The organism is Flavobacterium sp. LHD-85 (genome assembly GCF_030929595.1).
Classification (GTDB): domain Bacteria; phylum Bacteroidota; class Bacteroidia; order Flavobacteriales; family Flavobacteriaceae; genus Flavobacterium.
Window position 1 is genome coordinate 71,269 of sequence record NZ_JAVFVR010000002.1, and the last position, 20,631, is coordinate 91,899.

Below are 20,631 nucleotides of genomic sequence, written 5' to 3' on the forward strand. Positions count from 1 at the left end.
TGCTATTTGTTTTTTAAAGAAGAGATTTTAGTATTAATTCCAAACGAAAAAACTTTGCTTTCCTTTTGGATATATTGATAAATCGCTAAAGTTTTATCAGTAAAATTATAGTTTTCATCTTTAGAAAATTCGATTAAAATATCTCCGAATTTCTCTAAATGTTCCCAATCAAAATGAAGACGCATTAATAATGTGATTAAATCGTCATTTGTTTGGCTGGATAAAGTTTCGAGGTTCAGCCCAATTTCTTTCAGCTGATTTTCAATATTTTCTTTTTCCAGATTGTTCAAAGGATAAGGGACATAAACAAGAGTTCTCAACGTTTTGAGGACGTTATCAATTCTTATTTTTTCTTCGTCTCTTAAGCCTTTGTTAAGCATGGTTTGTAAGTTGATGGTTGATGGTTTTTGGTTGATAGTTTGGAATGTTCCATCAACCATCAACCAAAAACCATCAACTAAATTAATTCCCGTATTCCTTAACCGCGTCAATAAACGCTTTTGCATGGTCTACAGGTATATTTGGTAAAATTCCGTGACCTAAATTTACGATATATTTATCTTTTCCGAATTCGTCGATCATTTCGTGAACCATTTTCTTGATAGTCGGAATTGGAGAAAGTAATCTTGACGGATCAAAGTTTCCTTGTAAAGTAATGTTTCCACCAGATAAATAACGAGCATTTCTAGCCGAACAAGTCCAATCAACCCCTAAAGCCGAAGCTTTACTTTTACCCATTTCGCCAAGAGCAAACCAGCACCCTTTTCCAAAAACAATAACTGGCGTAATATCCGCTAAAGCATCAACGATTTGGTTAATGTATTTCCATGAAAATTCCTGATAATCAACCGGAGAAAGCATTCCTCCCCAAGAATCAAAAATCTGAACCGCATTTACACCCGATTTTACTTTTTCTTTTAAATATAAAATAGTTGTATCGGTGATTTTTTGTAATAATGTATGTGCTGCAGCTGGGTTTGAAAAGCAGAATCCTTTTGCTGTATCAAAGCTTTTAGAACCTTTTCCTTCAACAGCATAACAGAAAATGGTCCATGGAGAACCTGCGAAACCAATTAAAGGCACTTCATCGTTCAGCATTTCTTTAGTCAATTTCACAGCATCAAAAACATAACCTAAAGTTTCATTTACATCTGGAACATAAACTTTGTGAACATCAGCCAAAGAACGAATCGGATTTGGAATAATTGGTCCCAAATTGTCTTTCAATTCTACGTGAATCCCCATAGCACGAGGCACTACCAAAATATCCGAAAACAAAATAGCAGCATCTGGAGCAATTCTACGAATCGGTTGAACTGTAATTTCAGCAGCTAATTCTGGAGTTTCACAACGCGTAAAGAAATCATATTTATCACGCAATTCTCTAAATTCTGGTAAATATCTTCCTGCCTGACGCATCATCCATACTGGCGGACGCTGAACAGTTTCTCCTTTTAATGCTCTTAAAAATAGGTCGTTTTTTAACATCTCTTATTTGTTTTTCCTACAAGGTTTTTAAAACCTTGTAGGTATTATTTGTTGATTTATATTTAAACCTACAAGGTTTTGAAAACCTTGCAGGAAGTCGTAAACATTATTTGTATTCGTGAATTACATCTTCGATCACGTCGTCAATTGTTGGTTGATCTGCGATGATGATATTCTTTGTTATTTTTGACAAAGCTTCTGCGGTTGTATCGCCAATGCAGAAACAGATTTGTTTATTGATGGTATTGTCTTTCAGATAACTTTTAACTCCAGACGGACTAAAAAACAAAATCGCTTCAGGATTTGCTTTTATTTTCTGAGGCTGCAGCGTAGTTTCGTAAACCTGAATTTCATTGAACTTTATTCCAGCTTCTTTTAAAGCTTCGGGTAAAGTGTCTCTTCTTAAATTGCCACTGAAAAAAGTATAACTTTCATTTCCATAAATCAAAGTGATGATTTCTGCTAAATCTGAAGCATAACCTGTGTAAGCCACCACATTAAAGCCATTATCGCTTAAAAGCGTTTTGGTTTTAAGTCCAACGCAATACACGTTTTTCTTTTTTAATTCTTCTGATTTGGGATCAGATAAAACACTATGAACGGCATTCTGACTTGTAAAAATTAGACTTTCGTTGAGGTCTTTTAATTCGAAAGGTTTATTTTCTGTTTTAATGAAATCAGCTTCGATTAATTCAACGCCATATTTCATTAACTCTTGTTTATGAAGAGGAGATAATATTTTGGTAGATAATATCTGAACTGGATTTGCCATTATTTTTTTAGGGATTCTTTGATTTTCTGCATTAATTCCGTTCCACCATTATTCAAAATCTCTTGAGCAGAGTTGAAACCTAGTTTTTTCCATTCAGAAATATCAACCGTTTTGTTGATTTCCAGTTTTTGTTTTCCGTCAATAGAAAGTAAAACACCCTGAAAATGCAAAGTATCTTCGTCTTCGTTATAAGTAACCAAAGCTCCAATTGGTGCAGTACATCCGCCTTCAAGGGTTCTTAAAAACTGACGTTCGATATAGGTACAAATTTCAGTTTCAATATCATTTAACTGCGAAAGTGCATCCAAAGTATAATTGTCATTTTCCATTGCCACAACCAGCATTGCTCCTTGTGCAGGCGCAGGAATCATCCAATCTAAATTGATATAATTTTCAGGTTTTAAGTTGATTCGCTCCAAGCCCGCAGCCGCAAAAACAGCTCCGTCCCAATCATTATCTTGTAACTTCTGCATGCGCGTATTCACGTTTCCACGTAAATCAACCACAGTATGATTAGGATATTTATTGAACCATTGTGCTTGACGACGTAAACTTCCCGTAGCAATAGTACTTGGATTTGTAAAATCAGGATTTCCTTTATGAACTAAAATATCCAAAACATTGGCTCTTGGCAGAACAGCTGCTTGAACAATTCCTTTTGGTAAAGCCGTTGGAACATCTTTCATAGAATGCACAGCAATGTCACAATCTCCATTGATCATGGCAATGTCAAGTGTTTTGGTGAAAATTCCAGTAATTCCTAATTCGTAAAGAGGTTTATCAAGAATAATGTCACCTTGAGATTTAACCGCAACAATCGAGGTTTTATAACCTAAGTCGTTTAGTTTTTTCTCGACAGTATGTGCTTGCCAAAGTGCTAATTCGCTATCGCGCGTTCCAATTCTGATTGTTTTTTCAGCCATGTTTTGTTTTTTAAACCATATAAGTTATATAAGTAAATTTAAGCGGTTTGAGTAAAACGCAGTTTAAATAGGCTGATATAACTTTTATTTTTTTAAACCATATAAGTTGTATAAGTAGATTTAAGCAGTTTGGGTAAAACACAGTTTTTAAATGAACTTATACAACTTATATGGTTTAAATTTTATTTAAGATGCTTTTATTTTAAAGACTTTCTCGATCCATTCGATGCTTTCATCAACCATGGTATCGTCGTCTTTTAAATGATTTGCAAAATGTGTAGTGATTTTTTGAATGATGCGGTTACTGATGATTTCAGCTTGCTCTTCATTAAAATCGGCGATTTTTTTGCTTTGAAAATCCAATTCAGAAGCTTTAATAGCATTTAATTTCTCTTTCAAAGCATTAATTGTCGGAGCAAATTTTCTTCCTTTCATCCAAGTAACAAATTCTTCTTTGATTTCTTCGATGATCGCTTCAGCTGCCGGAATGTGTAATTTTCTGTTTTCCAAAGTTTCATCTGTCAATTGAGACAAATAATCCATGTGAATTAAAGTTACACCTTTTAATTCCTCAACATTTTCATTTACGTTTTTCGGAATCGATAAATCCAGAATTAACAAAGGTTTTTTAAGATTCAAAATTGCTTTGTCAACCGTTGGGTTTTGTGCGCCAGTTGCAACAACGACAACATCGGCTTTTTGAAGTTCTAAATGCAATTCAGAGTAATCTTTAACAATCAAATTTAATTTTCCTGCTAATTTTTCTGCTTTATCTTTAGTACGGTTGATTAAAGTAATGTGCTCGTTTTTGGTATGTTTTACTAAATTCTCACACGTATTTCTTCCGATTTTTCCAGTTCCGAAAAGCAAAATGTTTTTGTTGCTGATATCTTCAACATTCTTCAAAATATATTGTACAGATGCGAAAGAAACCGAAGTAGCACCAGAACTAATTTCTGTTTCGGTTTTGATTCTTTTACTTGCCTGAATTACCGCATTTACCAATCTTTCCATAAAAGCATTGGCTAATCCCATTGATTTTGAATGCGTAAAACTGGTTTTTATTTGAGATATAATTTCGAAATCACCTAAGATCTGACTGTCTAAACCAGTTCCTACGCGAAACATATGATTTATCGCTTCTTGATTTTTGTAAACGAAACCTACTTTTTGAAAAGCATCTACAGATCCGTTACTATTATCGCAAATAAGTTTTATTAATTGAAATGGATGTTCGGCAAAACCGTAGATTTCGGTTCTGTTGCAAGTTGAAGTAACCAGTAAACTTTCTATTCCATCGTTTTTAGCTTGTTCCAGTAAACGTGTTTTCGCAACGGCATCCAAACTAAATTGACCTCTAACCTCAGCATCAGCTTTTTTATAACTCAGACCAACTGAGTAAAAATAAAGGTGTTTCGGTACGTTATTGTTTTCCATAAATTCACTTTCATAAAAGTGCAACAAAATTATTACTATACCATCGATAAAAATAACGCTAAAAGTACTTTTTATGTCGCTGTATGTTTTTTTGAACCTAAATAGGTGTTTTTGAGTAAAAAGGACTACTTTTGTAGCAAAATCAACTCCTTTGAAGTGATTAGTTTAGAGTCGTTCTAAATAACATTTTGAGTTTGTTTTGATTTTCGTTTCAAAAAAATATCGCTATGAGTTCTCAAGAAGTTATAAAAATTGAAGACGACTTTACGCTGATCCGTTTTCAAAACGATGGTTCAGAACCTTTCTACGCGCAGCACGAAATAATAGGTACTGGCCTGATACAGTTTCACTTCGGGATAAAAGGAAACGCGAAATTTTTATTCAATCAGGGCAATTATGCCTTAGAATTGAAAGAAGAGAAATCGTTGCTTTTATACAATCCACAGAAAGAATTGCCGCTAAATTTAGAGCTGGCTCCAAACTCGTGGGCGATTTCAGTAATTGTTTCCATCAAGAAATTTCACGCCTTATTTTCTGCAGAAGCCGATTATATTACTTTTCTAAGTCCTGACAATAAGGATAAAAAGTATTATAACGAAGGAAATATCAGTCCATCAATGGCAATTGTTTTGAGTCAGCTGTTTCATTACAATCTTCATCCGTCTATAAAAAACCTTTATTATAAAGGAAAAGGATACGAATTGTTGAGTTTGTATTTCAACAGAACCGAAGACCCAAATGCAGAACAATGTCCGTTTTTGATTGATGAAGATAATGTTCTAAAAATCAGAAAAGCCAAAGAAATTGTAATCGCTAATATGGCCGAACCTCCAGGATTGCAAGAACTGGCAGATGAAATCGGTTTGAATTTGAAAAAACTCAAAATGGGTTTCAAACAGATTTATGGCGATACGGTTTATGGTTTCTTGTTCGATTATAAAATGGATTTCGCTAGAAAACTTTTAGACAGCGGTTCTTATAATGTAAACGAAGTAGGATTGAAGATTGGTTACAGTACGGGAAGCCATTTTATAGCAGCGTTCAAAAAGAAATTCGGAACAACGCCAAAAAAATATTTGATGTCGATTAATGCGAATGTTTAAAAAGGGTTTGCCACTAATTTCACTAATTAGCACGAATTTAAAATCTGCTAAATCTCCCGAATCTGCGAGAGAAATTGATTTTAGATATTCTACAATAATTAAAAAGTAATAATTATCATATTTCGAATAAAGTACAGCGTTTACTTTTGCCGAAATTTTTAAAAACAAATAAAAAGCTTAAAGCCTAGTGCTTAAAGCCTAAAGCAAAAAATACATAATGAAAGGCGCACTTTTAATAAACTTAGGATCACCAGACAGTCCAACACCAAAAGATGTAAAACCCTATTTAGATGAATTTTTAATGGATAAATACGTAATCGACGTTCCGTATTTATTGAGAGCATTTTTAGTTCGTGGAATTATTTTAAGAAAAAGACCAGAAGAATCGGCTCACGCTTATGCGAAAATCTGGTGGAAAGAAGGTTCACCGTTAATCGTTCTTTCTGAAAGAATGCACAAAAAAGTACAGCCTTTATCAAATGTTCCAGTTGCACTTGCCATGCGTTACGGATCTATGACAATCGAAAAAGGTCTACAGGAATTGAGCGACCAAGGCGTTACCGATGTGTTGCTTTTTCCTTTATATCCGCAATATGCAATGGCTTCTACTTTGACGATTTTGGTTTTGGCAGAAGAAATCCGCAAGAAGAAATTCCCTCACATGAAATTCTCAGATGTTCCAGCGTTTTTCAATAAACCAGATTACATCAAGAACGTAGCTGATTCAATCAAAAAGCATTTACGTGATTTCGATTATGATCAATTGGTGTTTTCGTATCACGGAATTCCAGAGCGTCATGTTCGTAAAACAGATAAAACAAAATCGCATAAAAAATTCGTAACCAACGAAATGTGCTGTGAAGTAGGAACTCCAGAAGCCGAATTCTGCTACAGAACGCATTGTTACGAAACAACTCGTTTGGTAGTGGAACAGTTGGGAATTCCAAAAGACAAATATTGCGTGACTTTCCAGTCAAGATTGGCGGGAGATAAATGGCTTGAACCTTATACAGATGTCGAAATCGACAATATGCCAGGAAGAGGAATCAAGAAAATTGCGGTTGTAACTCCAGCTTTCGTTACCGATTGTTTAGAAACTTTGGAGGAAATCGCTATGCGTGCTAAAGAAGATTTTGAAGCAAATGGAGGAGAAGAGTTTCTTGCAATTCCTTGCTTGAACGATGATGATGAATGGTGCGAGACTGTTGCAAATTGGATTAATGATTGGGCTAAGTAATTTTAATTTTTATAAATGAATAGGTTAAAATTTTTTTCGGTTTTACTTTTTGCTTTAGTAACAATAACGGCATGTAAGAAGAAAAACACTTTTGAAAATAATCGTTTTTTTGACAAAACATTTAACTGGGAAATTGCAATTCCTGATGATTATGAAAAGGTAATCCAAAAGGAAAAAGGAGAAGTTAAAGGAGATACGGCTTTAGTCAAAAAAGAAAACGCTATTGTAGCTTTTAAAAGAGATGAAGCAAATTATTTCTCAGCAAATTTCGAAAATTATACTGCTGGAGATATTCATGGAGTTGATCTAAAGATGAGGTTAAAAGATTTTCTTCTTTTAAAAGACATTGGAAAAGTTTATCCAAAAGGTAAAATGGGAAATTACTCGGTAAGCAGCGAAAATATTTCGGGATTGCAATTTAGAAAATCTGAAATTGAAATTACTGAAGATGGAAAAACAGCTGCTACAGCGGTAATTTTTTCTAAAGCCATTGGTGACAAAATTTTTATCGCTTCAATAGTCTATGAAGATGAAGATTATGGCAAAGATATGGTTGATCTTTTTAAAAAATCTACATTCAAACAATAAATGGAATATTACAATTATCTAAAATCACTGCATCTTATATTCGTAATCACATGGTTTGCGGGTTTATTTTATATTGTGCGTTTGTTTGTTTACCAAATTGAGGCCAATGAAAAACCTTCGCCAGAAAAAGAGATACTTCAGGCGCAATACAAAATAATGGCCTACCGTTTGTGGTATATTATTACGTGGCCATCGGCGGTTTTGGCGAGTATTTTTGCTTTTTGGATGCTGTTTTTTACAGATGCGGGAAGCGTTTGGATCAAAATGCCTTGGATGCATGTAAAATTATGTTTCGTTTTCCTTTTGTATTTATATCATGGAAAATGCCATCAGATTTTTAAACAATTGCAAAATGATGAGGTAAAATATTCTAACAATTTCATGCGTTTATGGAACGAAGGCGCAACGATTATTTTGTTTGCCGTTGTTTTTTTAGTAGTTTTAAAAAGTGCCATCAACTGGATCTTCGGCGTAATCGGAATTATTTTATTCTCGGTTTTAATTATGCTGGGATTCCGTTTTTATAAAAGAATAAGAGAAAGGAAATAATTATGAGTTATGAATTATGAGTTGTAAGTTTATGACGCATAATTCATAATTCATAATTCATAATTCATAACTCATAATTATGTTTAACTTCAAAATGTCAATGCTATCGCTTCGTACTAGGATTTTCCTGTCGATGATTGTATTGATTGTAGTGGCATCTTTTTTATTGGCTTCGATTTCGATTATTCAGTTTAAAACCGAGGCCAAAGAATATCATCAGGAACGTTTAGAGAGAAAAGAAAATGCCGTAAAAGAACACATCAATTACGTTCTGGCGACGACGACTTATCCGTTGAAAACCCAAAATCTGGATTTGATTTTTAAAGATAAAATCCATGAGTTAGCGCAGATTCATAAAATCGAAATCAATATTTATAGCCTTGACGGGAAGCTTTTAAAATCTTCAAAAGAGTCTTTTGCCGTTGATAAAATTGCACCGCCAATTCCAGAATATATCCTAAAATTGGTTCGTTCTTCTATCGAAAAACGATTCGTGGATATTAAAACTATTGATGGAGTTAAAAATAGATCTTCATACAGTTTAATTAAGGACGAAAAATTCAAGCCACTCGGAATTCTAAATCTTCCTTATCTTGAAGACGACGGTTATTACGATAACGAGTTGAATACTTTCCTAATTCGTCTGAGTCAGGTATATTCTTTTATGCTGATTGTGGCTTTTGCTTTGGCTTATTTCCTTTCGACTTATATCACAAAATCACTAAAAACAATTTCTGAAAGATTAGAAGAAACTAATTTAGACCAGAAAAACGAGAAGATTGTTTTGGAAGCGAATAGCAAAGAAGTCAATTTCTTGATTACAGCTTATAACGGAATGGTGGACAAATTGGAAAAAAGTGCGATCAAACTTGCGCAAAGCGAACGTGAAGAAGCTTGGCGCGAAATGGCGAAACAAGTTGCGCACGAAATTAAAAATCCGCTTACGCCAATGCGTTTGACGGTTCAGAGTTTCCAGCGAAAATTTGATCCTTCTGCTCCCGATGTAAAACAGAAAATGAATGATTACTCCGAGACTTTAATTCAGCAGATAGATACGATGACGGCCGTAGCTTCGGCGTTTTCGAACTTTGCTTCGATGCCTGCGCAACAAAACGAAACTTTAAATGTGGTTGAGGTTGTCGAATTGGCTTTAGATATTTTCAACGAAGATTATATTTCTTTCGAAAAAGAAGAAGAAGAAATCATTTCCAAAATGGATCGTACACAATTGATTCGTGTGATTACCAATTTGGTTAAAAATGCGACTCAAGCCATTCCCGAAAGTCAGTTTCAGAAATCAATAGTTGTATCGGTAAAAAGACGAGACAATAATGTTGAAATTGCTGTAAAAGACAACGGAATCGGAATACAAAAGCAAGATATCGGAAGAATTTTCGAACCAAAATTTACTACCAAAACCAGCGGTATGGGGCTTGGACTCGGAATTATTAAAAACATTATCGAAAATTACAAAGGAACAATTACCTTTGAATCAACTTACGGAAAAGGAACTACGTTTACGGTTTCTCTACCTATCACAAACTCATAAAATATAGCGTCATGAATTACGAAAATATCTTAATTTCAATAGAAGAGAAAGTTGCTACAATTACCATTAACAGACCAACTAAATTGAATGCTTTAAACAAAGCAACAATTAGTGATTTGAGTAATGCCATTCAATCATTGGCTAAAAATGATGATGCTCGTGTTATTGTTTTAACCGGAAGCGGAGAAAAAGCTTTTGTAGCTGGAGCAGATATTTCGGAATTTGCCAATTATACTGTTGTTGAAGGTGCGCAATTAGCGGCTGAAGGGCAGGAATCTTTATTTGATTTTATCGAAAACCTTAAAAAACCCGTAATTGCTGCCGTGAATGGTTTCGCTCTTGGAGGCGGACTAGAATTAGCAATGGCTTGTCATTTTAGAATTGCTTCAGATAATGCAAAAATGGGACTTCCAGAAGTTACTCTTGGTTTAATTCCAGGTTACGGAGGAACGCAGCGTTTGCCTCAATTAATAGGAAAAGGCCGTGCAATGGAATTGATTATGACTGCCGCGATGATTACTGCTGAACAAGCAAAAGAGTACGGTTTGGTAAATCATGTCGTGCCTCAAGAAGAGCTTTTATCATTCACTAACGTAATTGCTCAGAAAATCATCAAAAATGCTCCTTTTGCTATCGGAAAAGCTATAAAAGCCATAAATGCTAATTTCAAAGATGGTAAAAATGGTTTTGATACCGAAATAAAATCATTTGGAGAATGTTTCGGAACACAGGATTTTAAAGAAGGAACAACAGCCTTTTTAGAAAAACGTAAAGCCGAATTTACAGGAAAATAATTTTTTTCTTAACCGCAAAGTTCGCAAGGGACTACGCAAAGCACGCAAGAAAATTTAAAAACTTAGCGAACCTTGCGGTTAGAATAGACAAAGATTATAAAACCTTAGAACCTCAGCATCTCACAACCTTAGCAACTTAAAAAAAATGTACGAACCAATATTTGCCCTTTTTTGTGAACGAGTTAAAGAAAGCATCCAAAGCGGAACTTTCGCAAAACTGACTTTGGCCAAAACCATGGGCGATACCGAACTTAAAAATGTGTATTTCAGATTGGTTCTCAATGAAGATAATACATTTTCAATTTCTCTGACTTTTAGATATAAAACAGAAGAAATTGAAAGCATTCATACTTTAGATGAAGCCTTATTAATTTTAGGCACTCACATTAAAAATCCTTTTTTAACTGCGCTTTTATTCACAACTGACGATGATGTTACGTTTAAAGTAAATAAAAAGAACGCAGGAAGTATTATTGAGCAGCCACCAACGTTTAAAAATGCTTCGCCGGTTATGTTAGAAATGATTGAGAAAGGGATTGTTTAGTTTTTAGGAGCTAATCCCGCTATCCGTTTCAATCTTTTGTGGCGAACCCCGCCACAAAAGGATTTTCACTACTATCGGGGCTAGGAATCCGGCTCTCAAAAGTAAGTTTTTTGGCTAGTTTGTCATTTCTCATTCGTTGAAATGACAATATTATGTGTTTTTGAATTATTTGTTCTCATCAAGAAGCTAAAAAGTCTTCGTGTATTTCCATGAAACACCACCTAAACCAACTTCACAAACAAATTAGAGGCAATTTTATTAGAAATAGATAACTCATTCCCATTTACCTTAATTTTTACCGATAAATCGAAGGATTCTTTAGAAAGAAATTCAATTTTAGAACCCAAAGCAATTTCTTGTTTATCGAGATATTTCAAAAACTCTGATGAAGTGTCTTTTACGCCAACACAAACTCCTGTTTGATTTTCTGATAACTCGGAAAGCAAATGTTTTTCAATTTTGATAATTCTTCCATTCGCATCCGGAATCGGGTCTCCGTGCGGATCTTCCGTCGGATTTCCAAGAAAATCATCCAAACGGTTAATTAATTGTTCTGATTTTATATGTTCTAATTGTTCAGCGATATCATGAACCTCATCCCAGCTGAAGTTTAGTTTTTCAACCAGAAACACTTCCCAAAGACGATGTTTTCTCACAATCATTTTGGCAGCTAGTTTTCCGTTTTCAGTCAAAGAAACTCCTTGGTATTTTTTATAATTAACCAAATCTTTCTCTGCCAGCTTTTTAAGCATATCGGTTACAGAGGAAGCTTTTGTTTCCATAATTTCTGCAATAGCGTTCGTACTAACTTCAGTTTCCAAAGCTGCCGTTAGATGATAGATCGATTTTAAGTAGTTCTCTTCTGAAAAGGTCATTTTTTTTCTTTTTGAGTGACAAAGGTGCAAAGGGACAAAGGTTCAAAGTAGAAAACCTTTGTCCCTTTGTAACTCTGAACCTTTGCCACTTCATTTAACAATCAACAAAGGTATCGAAATTTTATGTCTCAATTTATCTACTGTTGTACCGAAAAGAATATCTTTTAAGCCAGTGTGGCCGTGGGTTCCCATTACGAGAATGTCAAAAGTACCACTATTGATGATTTCTGGAATTGTTTTGTTTGGTTTTCCGAAACCAAGTTCTGTTTCAATGCTAAATCCTTTCTCCGAAAGCATTTTTTTATATTCTAACAGCAATTTTTCGTCAATCGTGGTTTCGTGATCGTGAATGTGTGTTCCATACATTAAAGCCCCAACAGTTTCTACAATATGAATAAGAGTGTATTTGGCATCTATGCCTCCCAATTCGAAAGCGTGATTCAGGGCCGCTTCATCGGCATTTGAAAAATCAACAGAAATGGCAATGTTTTTTACTTCATGAGTTTTCTTTTGGGCAAAATGAAGTTTTAGATTGTGCGGTGAATGATTGATGGTTTTTGCTTTGAATTTGGCAATAAAAGGTTTGAAAACAATGTATAATAACAAAGCTAAGAATCCGAAAGCGAGTGGAACAACCGTAAACCAAAGAACCATTGGGTGCTTGGAACTTTCTAGCCAAGAACTGATTTCGTCATAAACCAATTTAGCATTCAACGAAACAATGATAGATGCGATAATCCAAGAAACGACCTGAGTGGTTCTCGAAATATGAAAACCATTCATTTTAGATTTATCACTCACAAAATGAATGAGCGGAATAATGGCAAATCCGAGCTGTAAACTTAAAATTACCTGACTCAGAATTAAAAGTTTTCCTGTCACACTTTCGCCATAAATTAAAATCACAATTACGGCTGGAATAATGGCAATCAAGCGAGTTATAATTCTACGCACCCAAGGCTGAATTCTAAGATGCAGATAACCTTCCATTACAATTTGTCCGGCAAGAGTTCCTGTTACAGTCGAACTTTGCCCAGCAGCTATCAAGGCTACGGCAAATAATATTGGCGCCCATTTAGTACCCAACAGGGGTTCAAGAAATTGATGTGCATCTTGAATTTCGGCAACTTCAAACATTCCATTTTTATGGAAAGTAGCCGCCGCTAGAATTAAAATGGCTGCATTTACAAAGAAAGCAAGATTTAAAGCAATCGTAGAATCGATTAAATTGTATTTTAAAGCCTGTTTAATTCCTGCTGGAGTTCTGTCAAATTTTCTGGTTTGCACTAAAGACGAATGCAGATACAAATTATGTGGCATTACCGTTGCTCCAATAATTCCGATGGCAATATACAAAGCAGCTGAATTTGGAATAGAAGGAATAAGCCCTGCTAGAACCTTGTGAACTTCTGGTTCTGCAAAAATCATTTCGAAAATAAAAGAGAAGCCAATTATCGCTACTAATGCTATGATAAAGGCTTCCATCTTGCGAATTCCTTTATTGATCAGGAAAAGCAGTAAAAAGGTGTCTAAAACGGTAATTAAAACGGCTTCGAGTAACGGAATTCCGAAAAGCAGATTAATCCCGATTGCCATTCCAAGAACTTCTGCCAGATCGCAAGCCGCAATGGCAATTTCGGCAAGAAAATATAAAATGTAGTTGATGTATTTGGGATAAGTCTCTCGAGAGGCCTGTGCAAGATCACGCTGTGTTACAATTCCGAGGCGAGCACTTAAACTCTGCAATAGCAAAGCCATTAAGTTACTCATTAATAAAACCCAAACTAAAGTGTATCCAAATTGGCTTCCTCCGGCAATGTCAGTTGCCCAGTTTCCCGGATCCATGTAGCCAACGCTTACTAAATATGCAGGGCCTAAGAAGGCTAAAATTTTTCTAAAACCTTTTTTTTTGTTTTCGGTCGAAACCGATTCGTGGACTTCTTCTAAAGATTTAGTCATTGTAAAAGTATTGTTTTCACAAATATATAGAAAAATTATGTTCGCGAAACAATATTTTTAGACAAGTCTAAAAGTTAAATGTTAGAATTTAAACAATTCGGACACAATCCTGACAATGTAAAATTGATCTCATTTACTTTATAATTATGCGGCATAATGTAACTTGGTTTTACAGTTTCAAGACAAGTTATCTCATGACAATTCTCGCAGCTAAAATGAGCATGGTTATGAATGTGTACGCGCTGATGTGAATGATTGCATTTGGCGTACTTTACCGTTCCATCCAAATTCGAAATTTTATGAATAATATCTTCATTAATTAATCGGTCTAGAATTCGGTAAATGGTAACGCGGTCGCACAAATCATTTAATTGTTTGTGAATTTCGGTATGCGAAAGAGCAGTCTTAGATTTTTCAAACACCTCTAAAACAGCCGTCTTTGCTGCGGTATTACGTGTAGTTTTCATTTTTTATGAAATTAAAAATTAAACGCAACAATGTTGCAATTGATAAAATTGTATATATTTGCAACAAAATTGCATTAAGCAAAAGTACACATAATGAAGAAAATAAGCACACCTTTTTATGATATTTTAGGAATTTCGAGCGCGACCATTTGTCTGGTTCATTGTTTGATTTTTCCTCTTTTAACGATCCTTCCTTTGGGGTTGAGTCACAATCCGTTTATAGATTTACTATTTGCTTCGATAGGTCTATTTGCAATTCTCAAAATTATAAAAAAATCAGCTCTTTTGGTATCATCAATTTTGGTTGTTTCAATGGCGTTGATTTGGATTAGTGTTTTGACCGAACTTTTATTAGATATTCATCTGGATCTGATCTATTTTGGAGGAATTGGAATGATTATCGGACATTTAATCAATTATAAATTACATAGGAAACAAAATCATTAAAAATAGAAATATGGAACAGAAGCATTTTGAAGTGATTATCATTGGCGGCAGTTACAGCGGATTGTCTGCAGCAATGAGTTTAGGGCGCTCCTTGCGTCGGGTTTTGGTTATCGACAGCGGTTTGCCTTGCAACAGACAAACACCACATTCTCATAATTTCATTACGCAAGATGGTGAAAAGCCAGCAGTCATTTCGGCGAAAGCCAAGCTGCAAGTTGATATTTATAAAACAGTTCAATTTTATAACGGACTTGCCGTGAAAGCGCTTAAAACAGAAAACGGTTTTGAAATCACAACCGAATCTGGAGCTGTTTTTACTTCAAGAAAAGTATTGTTTGCAACGGGAGTTAAAGACCTGCTTCCTGAAATTAAAGGATTTGCAGAATGTTGGGGAATTTCGGTTTTACATTGTCCGTATTGTCATGGTTATGAAGTCAAAAATGAAAAAACGGCTATTATTGCCAATGGAGAAATGGGATTTGAATTTGCTAAACTAATTTCTAATTGGACAAAAGACTTGAGATTGTGTACCAACGGAAAATCGGAATTGACTTCAGAACAAACACAAAATCTTAAAAATCATGGTGTTCAGATCTTTGAAGAAGAAATCGATTCTTTTGAGCATAATCAAGGTTATATTAAAAACATCATTTTTAAGAACGGTGAAAAAGTGGAGGTTAAAGCGATTTATTCCAGACCACCTTTTGAACAGCACTGTCCAATACCTGAAATTTTGGGATGTGATATTAGCGAACAAGGATTACTGAAAGTAGATGCGATGCAAAAAACAAATATCAAAGGCGTTTTTGCTAGCGGAGATTGTACAACGCAAATGCGATCTGTGGCCATTGCGGTTTCTACGGGCTCGTTCGCAGGAGCGGTAATCAACAAAGAACTTATTGAAGAAGATTTTTAGTCAATAGAAAAGAATGTTAAACCATATAAGTTGTATAAGTTCATTTTAGCTCTAACTTAAATTAACTTATACAACTTATGTGGTTTATAAGAATCTAACATCTTGAATTAAATCAGTTTAAATTTTTTAAACTAAGAATAATTATTTGTCAAATTTAATTTTTAGATTTGTCTAAATTTAATTTTATGATAATGAAATATTTATTTTTGGTAATATTGCTAATTTCAACGAAAAACACTTTTTCTCAAAATATCTCTGGAAAAGTAGAAAGTATACTTCCTATTGATCAAGAAATTACCATTCGTTTGTTAAATACAAACTTTAAAACACAAGCCGATTCTTTAGGATTTTATCAATTAGAAAATATTCCAAACGGAACTTATAAAATAAATGTAACTTCAACAGGATTCAGATCAATAACTCAAAGAATTTCAGTTTTAGAAAATGAAAATTTGAATTTAGATTTTGAATTAGAAGAAGATCAAAATGAATTGAACGAAGTGGTTGTTTCTGGAACCTTAAAACCTGTAAAAAGATTAGAAAGCGCTGTTCCGGTTGAGGTTTATTCGCCTGTTTTCTTCAAAAAAAATCCAACTCCTAGTATTTACGATGCCCTTCAAAACATAAATGGTGTTCGTCCGCAACTTAATTGTGGCGTTTGTAATACTGGCGACATTCATATAAACGGACTAGAAGGTCCTTATACTTTGGTTATGATTGACGGAATGCCAATTGTGAGCAGTCTTTCGACGGTTTATGGCTTGTCTGGAATTCCAAATTCTTTGGTAGAAAGAATAGAAATTGTAAAAGGCCCAGCTTCGTCTCTTTACGGAAGTGAAGCCGTTGGAGGTTTAATCAATATCATTACTAAAAACCCGACTAATGCACCGACTTTTTCAGCCGATTATTTTACGACTTCTTATTTTGAAAGCAATCTTGATTTGGGAACAAAATTTAATGTTGGAAGAAAAGCGACTTCACTTATCGGAATTAATTACTTCAACTATGATCAGGTTATTGATAAAGACAAAGACAATTTTACTGATGTAACGCTTTCTGAACGAATTTCGATTTTTAACAAATGGAGTTTTCAACGAAATCAAAATCGTCTTTTTACCATTGCTATGCGCGGAATGTATGAAGATCGTTGGGGCGGAGACATTCGTTGGGAGAAAAAATACAGAGGTGGTGACGAGATTTACGGCGAAAGTATTTATACTAAAAGAGCCGAATTAATTGGAAGTTATCAATTGCCGTTTGAAGAAAAATTGATGCTTTCGTTTTCTGGAAATGTCCATTATCAAGATAGTCGTTATGGAACAACCTCTTATATCGCCAATCAGAAAATTGGATTTTTACAGCTGACTTGGGATAAAAAGATCGGACGAAATGATTTGCTTGCAGGAATTGCAAGCCGATACACATACTATGACGATAATACGCCCGCAACAAAAGAAGCTGAAAACACTTGGCTTCCTGGAATTTTTGTTCAAGACGAAATTACATTTTCTCCTAAAAGCCAGGTTTTGTTAGGAATGCGTTACGATTACAATTCGATTCACGGATCTATTTTCACTCCAAGATTTGCTTATAGATTCAAGGCCAATGAAAATACCATTTTTAGATTAAATGCCGGAACTGGGTTTCGTGTTGTGAATTTATTTACAGAAGATCATGCGGCCTTGACGGGTTCTAGAGATGTTATTATTAAAAATGATTTGAAACCCGAACAATCTGTAAATGTGAATTTAAACTACATTCAGAAAATCAATTTCGGAAACGGAACCTTTATGGGAATTGAAACGACTGCTTTTTATACGAGATTCAGCAATAAAATCATTTCAGATTATGAAACCAATCCAAACGAAATTATCTACGACAATATTGATGGTTATGCGATAAGTCAAGGGATCAGTACAAATGTTGATCTTAATTTTCCTTCGGGATTAAAATTTATTGTTGGAGCAACGGTTTTAGACAATAAAAATGTGGAAAATGGTATTTCAGAAAGGCCTTTTTTGACGGAGAATTTCACTGCAACATGGAGTGTTTCATACAAAATTCAGCCTTGGAATTTGTCAATGGATTATACAGGTAATGTTTACAGTCCGATGAAATTGCCTTTGCTGAGCGAGACCGATCCGAGAAACCCGAATTCGCCTTGGTATAGTATTCAGAACATTCAGTTTACTTATTCAGGATGGAAAGATTTTGAAATTTATGGTGGAATCAAGAATTTGCTGAACTTTACACCAATGCAAAATAATCCGTTTTTGATTTCGAGAACGAATGATCCTTTTGATAAAAATGTGCAATACGATTCGGCAGGAAAAGTATTGGTAACACCTGATAATCCTTATGGTTTGACATTTGATACGACTTACGTTTACGGACAGAACCAAACAATTCGCGGATTTTTGGGATTGCGATATACTTTTAGGTGATTTTTTTAAACACATAGAAACATAGTGTAACTTTGTGTAAAAAGGTGTTTCACTTGTATCAATTCACATAGCTATGTGTGGAAGCTAGCTTCTTTTGTAATCTTTAAAAGAAAAGAAATCTATGTTTCTATGTGTTAAAATTTTAGAAAGATTGTTTTTCTCTGTCAGGCTGAGCGAAGTCGAAGCCCCATTCCAATTGAAGCGCCCTTCGACTTCGCTCAGGGAGACAAAAGAAGTGAAAAAATCTTTTCTAATCCTTTTAATCTGTGGCAAAAAAAACAAAAAAATGAAAAAGCTGTTTCTCTTAATTTTCTTCGGAATAACTTCAACAGGTTTCTGCCAATTAAAAAGCAGAACTTTTGAAGAAGTAGACAGCTTACAGCAAATTCAAAAACGGAAAATGGTTGTTTTCATTCATACCGATTGGTGTCAGTTTTGCCAGCGAATGAAAGCCACAACTTTTAAAGATCCAGAAATTATAGAAAAACTAAATTCCGATTTCTATTTTATTGACTTCAATGCAGAAGAAAGACGAGATATTACTTTTGCTAATCATACTTTCAAATATCGGCCTTCTGGAAATAATGTCGGAGTTCACGAACTGGCATTGCAGCTGGGAACAATTAATAATCAAATCGCGTATCCGACTTTGTGCGTTTTAAATGAGAAAAACGAAATCATTTTTCAGTACAATATCTATTTGGGTACAAAAGATTTTAAAACTCTTTTAGAGAATCTTGAAAAATAAATTTTCTTATTTTTGGGAATGAATTCTTCGCAAATCCCACATTTCGACTACATTTTTACTGGAACTGGACTCGCATCTCTGATGACGGTTTATAAAATGATTTTGTCTGGAAAATTTTCTAATAAGTCAATTTTACTTCTTGATCAGGATTTGAAGAAAATCAATGACAGAACTTGGTGTTTTTGGGAAAAAGAAGAAAGCGTTTGGAATTCGATTATTTCAAAAAAATGGGATTTGGCTTTTTTTGCGAACGAGAATTTCAGACGCGATTTGGACTTAAAACCTTATTCATACAATAAAATCAAGGGTTTAGATTTTTATGATTTTGTTTTTGACGCTATTTCGAAACAATCGAATATTACTTTTTTAAACGAAAAAGTAACCGATATAAACGAATTGGAAACTCACGTTTTTGTTGGGACAGAAGAGAATCGATATACCTGTAATTATCTTTTTAATAGCATTTATACTAAGGCTTTCGCCGAAAGGCAAAACCGATATCCTGTTTTGCAACAACATTTTGTGGGCTGGTTTGTAAAAACTCAAGAAGAGGTTTTCAATCCCGAAGAAGTGACTTTTATGGATTTTTCGGTGGAACAAAAAGGAAACACAAGATTTATGTATGTTTTGCCAACTTCAAAAACAGAAGCTTTGGTTGAATATACTTTGTTTTCAGAAAAACTTCTCCTGAAAGAAGAATATGAAAACGAGATTAAAATTTATTTGAAAAACCTCGGAATCGAACAATGTGAAATTCTTGAAAAGGAGCAGGGAAACATTCCAATGACGTGTTATCCTTTCTGGAAAAAAAACACCAAACGAGTACTGAATATTGGCACGGCTGGCGGCTGGACAAAAGCGAGTACGGGTTATACATTTAAAAACTCAGACAAAAAATCTTCGAAATTGATTGAATTCCTTGAAGAGAAAAATGCTTCGACTCCGCTCAGCATGACATCGTTTTATAATAAAAGCAGGTTTTGGTTTTATGATTTACTGCTTTTAGATATTCTCTATAAAAATAATGAATTAGGAAGTTCTATTTTTTCTTCTTTGTTTAAAAAAGGAAATCCTGAACTGATTTTTAAGTTTTTGGACGAAGAAACGAATCTTTTTGAAGATCTTCAAGTGATCCTAAAATGCCCGAAAGTGCCATTTATAAAGGCTTTCTTTAGATTTGTTTTTAAATAAAAACAGACAGAATTTAGGTTTTCAACTTTACGACTTTTCAACTTTCGAGTAAATCAATTGAACTATAACAAAACTTTATACTTCAAAGTAACTAGTTGCGAGTAAACTTTGTAACTTTGCAGTTCAAAAAGTACAATTTAAAAGACAAAAAATATGTATCCACTAGAAATGGTAAAACCAATGGAGGCTGAATTAACAGCTGCTGGTTTTCAAGACTTACATAGTGCTGAAGCTGTTGAAAATGCGATCAAAGCTGAAGGTACCACTTTAGTTGTTGTAAACTCTGTTTGCGGGTGCGCTGCAAGAAATGCACGCCCGGGAGCAAAAATGAGTTTGGATAATGCTAAAAAACCAGATCATTTAATCACTGTTTTTGCAGGTGTAGACAAAGAAGCTGTTGATGCTGCAAGACAACATATGTTTCCATTTCCTCCATCTTCGCCATCTATGGCTTTGTTTAAAAACGGAGAATTGGTTCACATGTTAGAGCGTCACCACATTGAAGGACGCCCAGCTGAATTAATTGCTGAGAATTTACAGGATGCGTTTAACGAGTTTTGTTAATTCGTAAGGTTCAAAGAAGCAAAGGTACAGAGGTAC

General features: G+C 34.5%; 21 protein-coding genes. 13 read left to right on the forward strand and 8 right to left on the reverse strand.

What is annotated here, in order from left to right; translation table 11 throughout:
* Positions 1–2: 2 nt before the first annotated feature.
* The 5 genes from RB618_RS05745 to hemA all read right to left on the reverse strand — a co-directional run bounded on the left by RB618_RS05745 (position 3) and on the right by hemA (position 4,620).
* The gene (locus RB618_RS05745; RefSeq protein WP_308067883.1) at positions 3–506 is read right to left on the reverse strand and encodes a hypothetical protein; all 504 of its coding nucleotides are present in this window, start codon (positions 504–506) and stop codon (positions 3–5) included.
* Positions 463–1,488, reverse strand: coding sequence for a uroporphyrinogen decarboxylase (gene hemE, locus RB618_RS05750; protein ID WP_111377708.1), 1,026 nt, complete (start codon positions 1,486–1,488; stop codon positions 463–465). The genes RB618_RS05745 and hemE overlap by 44 nt, the downstream gene beginning before the upstream one ends.
* A gap of 106 nt (positions 1,489–1,594) precedes the next feature.
* Positions 1,595–2,260 (reverse strand): uroporphyrinogen-III synthase, encoded by a 666-nt coding sequence (locus tag RB618_RS05755; protein ID WP_308067884.1) that lies wholly within the window; start codon positions 2,258–2,260, stop codon positions 1,595–1,597.
* Positions 2,260–3,183 carry a hydroxymethylbilane synthase gene (gene hemC / locus RB618_RS05760; protein WP_308067885.1) on the reverse strand — a complete coding sequence of 308 codons (924 nt, stop codon included), beginning with the start codon at positions 3,181–3,183 and terminating at the stop codon, positions 2,260–2,262. The genes RB618_RS05755 and hemC overlap by 1 nt, the downstream gene beginning before the upstream one ends.
* A gap of 186 nt (positions 3,184–3,369) precedes the next feature.
* Positions 3,370–4,620, reverse strand: coding sequence for a glutamyl-tRNA reductase (gene hemA, locus RB618_RS05765; RefSeq protein WP_308067886.1), 1,251 nt, complete (start codon positions 4,618–4,620; stop codon positions 3,370–3,372).
* Positions 4,621–4,847: 227 nt separating this feature from the next.
* Between hemA and RB618_RS05770 the strand changes: the two genes are divergently transcribed.
* The 7 genes from RB618_RS05770 (at position 4,848) to RB618_RS05800 (ending at position 10,984) form a co-directional block, all read left to right on the forward strand.
* Positions 4,848–5,723 (forward strand): AraC family transcriptional regulator, encoded by an 876-nt coding sequence (locus RB618_RS05770; protein WP_111368228.1) that lies wholly within the window; start codon positions 4,848–4,850, stop codon positions 5,721–5,723.
* A 217-nt stretch (positions 5,724–5,940) separates the two neighbouring features.
* Entirely contained in the window at positions 5,941–6,960 is a 1,020-nt protein-coding gene (gene hemH, locus RB618_RS05775; protein ID WP_308067887.1) for a ferrochelatase, read from the forward strand.
* A gap of 15 nt (positions 6,961–6,975) precedes the next feature.
* Positions 6,976–7,548 (forward strand): hypothetical protein, encoded by a 573-nt coding sequence (locus tag RB618_RS05780; protein WP_308067888.1) that lies wholly within the window; start codon positions 6,976–6,978, stop codon positions 7,546–7,548.
* Entirely contained in the window at positions 7,549–8,097 is a 549-nt protein-coding gene (locus tag RB618_RS05785; protein WP_129022684.1) for a CopD family protein, read from the forward strand.
* A gap of 133 nt (positions 8,098–8,230) precedes the next feature.
* Entirely contained in the window at positions 8,231–9,646 is a 1,416-nt protein-coding gene (locus tag RB618_RS05790) for a HAMP domain-containing sensor histidine kinase (protein WP_308067912.1), read from the forward strand.
* Between the two features lie 11 nt (positions 9,647–9,657).
* The gene (locus RB618_RS05795; protein ID WP_308067889.1) at positions 9,658–10,440 is read left to right on the forward strand and encodes an enoyl-CoA hydratase-related protein; all 783 of its coding nucleotides are present in this window, start codon (positions 9,658–9,660) and stop codon (positions 10,438–10,440) included.
* Positions 10,441–10,585: 145 nt separating this feature from the next.
* A complete protein-coding gene (locus RB618_RS05800) occupies positions 10,586–10,984 on the forward strand; it encodes a hypothetical protein (RefSeq protein WP_308067890.1) in 399 nt (132 codons plus the stop codon).
* A gap of 221 nt (positions 10,985–11,205) precedes the next feature.
* Here RB618_RS05800 and RB618_RS05805 read toward each other — a convergent pair whose 3' ends face one another.
* The 3 genes from RB618_RS05805 to RB618_RS05815 all read right to left on the reverse strand — a co-directional run bounded on the left by RB618_RS05805 (position 11,206) and on the right by RB618_RS05815 (position 14,285).
* Positions 11,206–11,859, reverse strand: coding sequence for a metal-dependent transcriptional regulator (locus RB618_RS05805; RefSeq protein WP_308067891.1), 654 nt, complete (start codon positions 11,857–11,859; stop codon positions 11,206–11,208).
* Positions 11,860–11,949: 90 nt separating this feature from the next.
* On the reverse strand, positions 11,950–13,818 hold the full coding sequence (locus RB618_RS05810) for an Nramp family divalent metal transporter (RefSeq protein ID WP_308067892.1): 1,869 nt from the start codon (positions 13,816–13,818) through the stop codon (positions 11,950–11,952).
* A 74-nt stretch (positions 13,819–13,892) separates the two neighbouring features.
* Positions 13,893–14,285, reverse strand: a complete 393-nt coding sequence (locus tag RB618_RS05815) for a transcriptional repressor (RefSeq protein ID WP_308067893.1) — start codon at positions 14,283–14,285, stop codon at positions 13,893–13,895.
* A gap of 93 nt (positions 14,286–14,378) precedes the next feature.
* Here RB618_RS05815 and RB618_RS05820 point away from each other — a divergent pair, with 93 nt between their 5' ends.
* From RB618_RS05820 to RB618_RS05845, 6 genes are all read left to right on the forward strand, one after another.
* A complete protein-coding gene (locus tag RB618_RS05820) occupies positions 14,379–14,732 on the forward strand; it encodes a MerC domain-containing protein (protein ID WP_308067894.1) in 354 nt (117 codons plus the stop codon).
* Between the two features lie 10 nt (positions 14,733–14,742).
* Positions 14,743–15,648, forward strand: a complete 906-nt coding sequence (locus tag RB618_RS05825; protein WP_308067895.1) for an NAD(P)/FAD-dependent oxidoreductase — start codon at positions 14,743–14,745, stop codon at positions 15,646–15,648.
* 191 nt (positions 15,649–15,839) lie between these two features.
* Complete coding sequence (locus RB618_RS05830; protein ID WP_308067896.1) at positions 15,840–18,092, forward strand: TonB-dependent receptor; 2,253 nt, start codon at positions 15,840–15,842, stop codon at positions 18,090–18,092.
* 286 nt (positions 18,093–18,378) lie between these two features.
* On the forward strand, positions 18,379–18,840 hold the full coding sequence (locus tag RB618_RS05835) for a thioredoxin fold domain-containing protein (RefSeq protein ID WP_308067897.1): 462 nt from the start codon (positions 18,379–18,381) through the stop codon (positions 18,838–18,840).
* An 18-nt stretch (positions 18,841–18,858) separates the two neighbouring features.
* On the forward strand, positions 18,859–20,031 hold the full coding sequence (locus RB618_RS05840; RefSeq protein ID WP_308067898.1) for a lycopene cyclase family protein: 1,173 nt from the start codon (positions 18,859–18,861) through the stop codon (positions 20,029–20,031).
* A 153-nt stretch (positions 20,032–20,184) separates the two neighbouring features.
* A complete protein-coding gene (locus RB618_RS05845) occupies positions 20,185–20,595 on the forward strand; it encodes a BrxA/BrxB family bacilliredoxin (protein ID WP_111368202.1) in 411 nt (136 codons plus the stop codon).
* Positions 20,596–20,631: the final 36 nt, after the last annotated feature.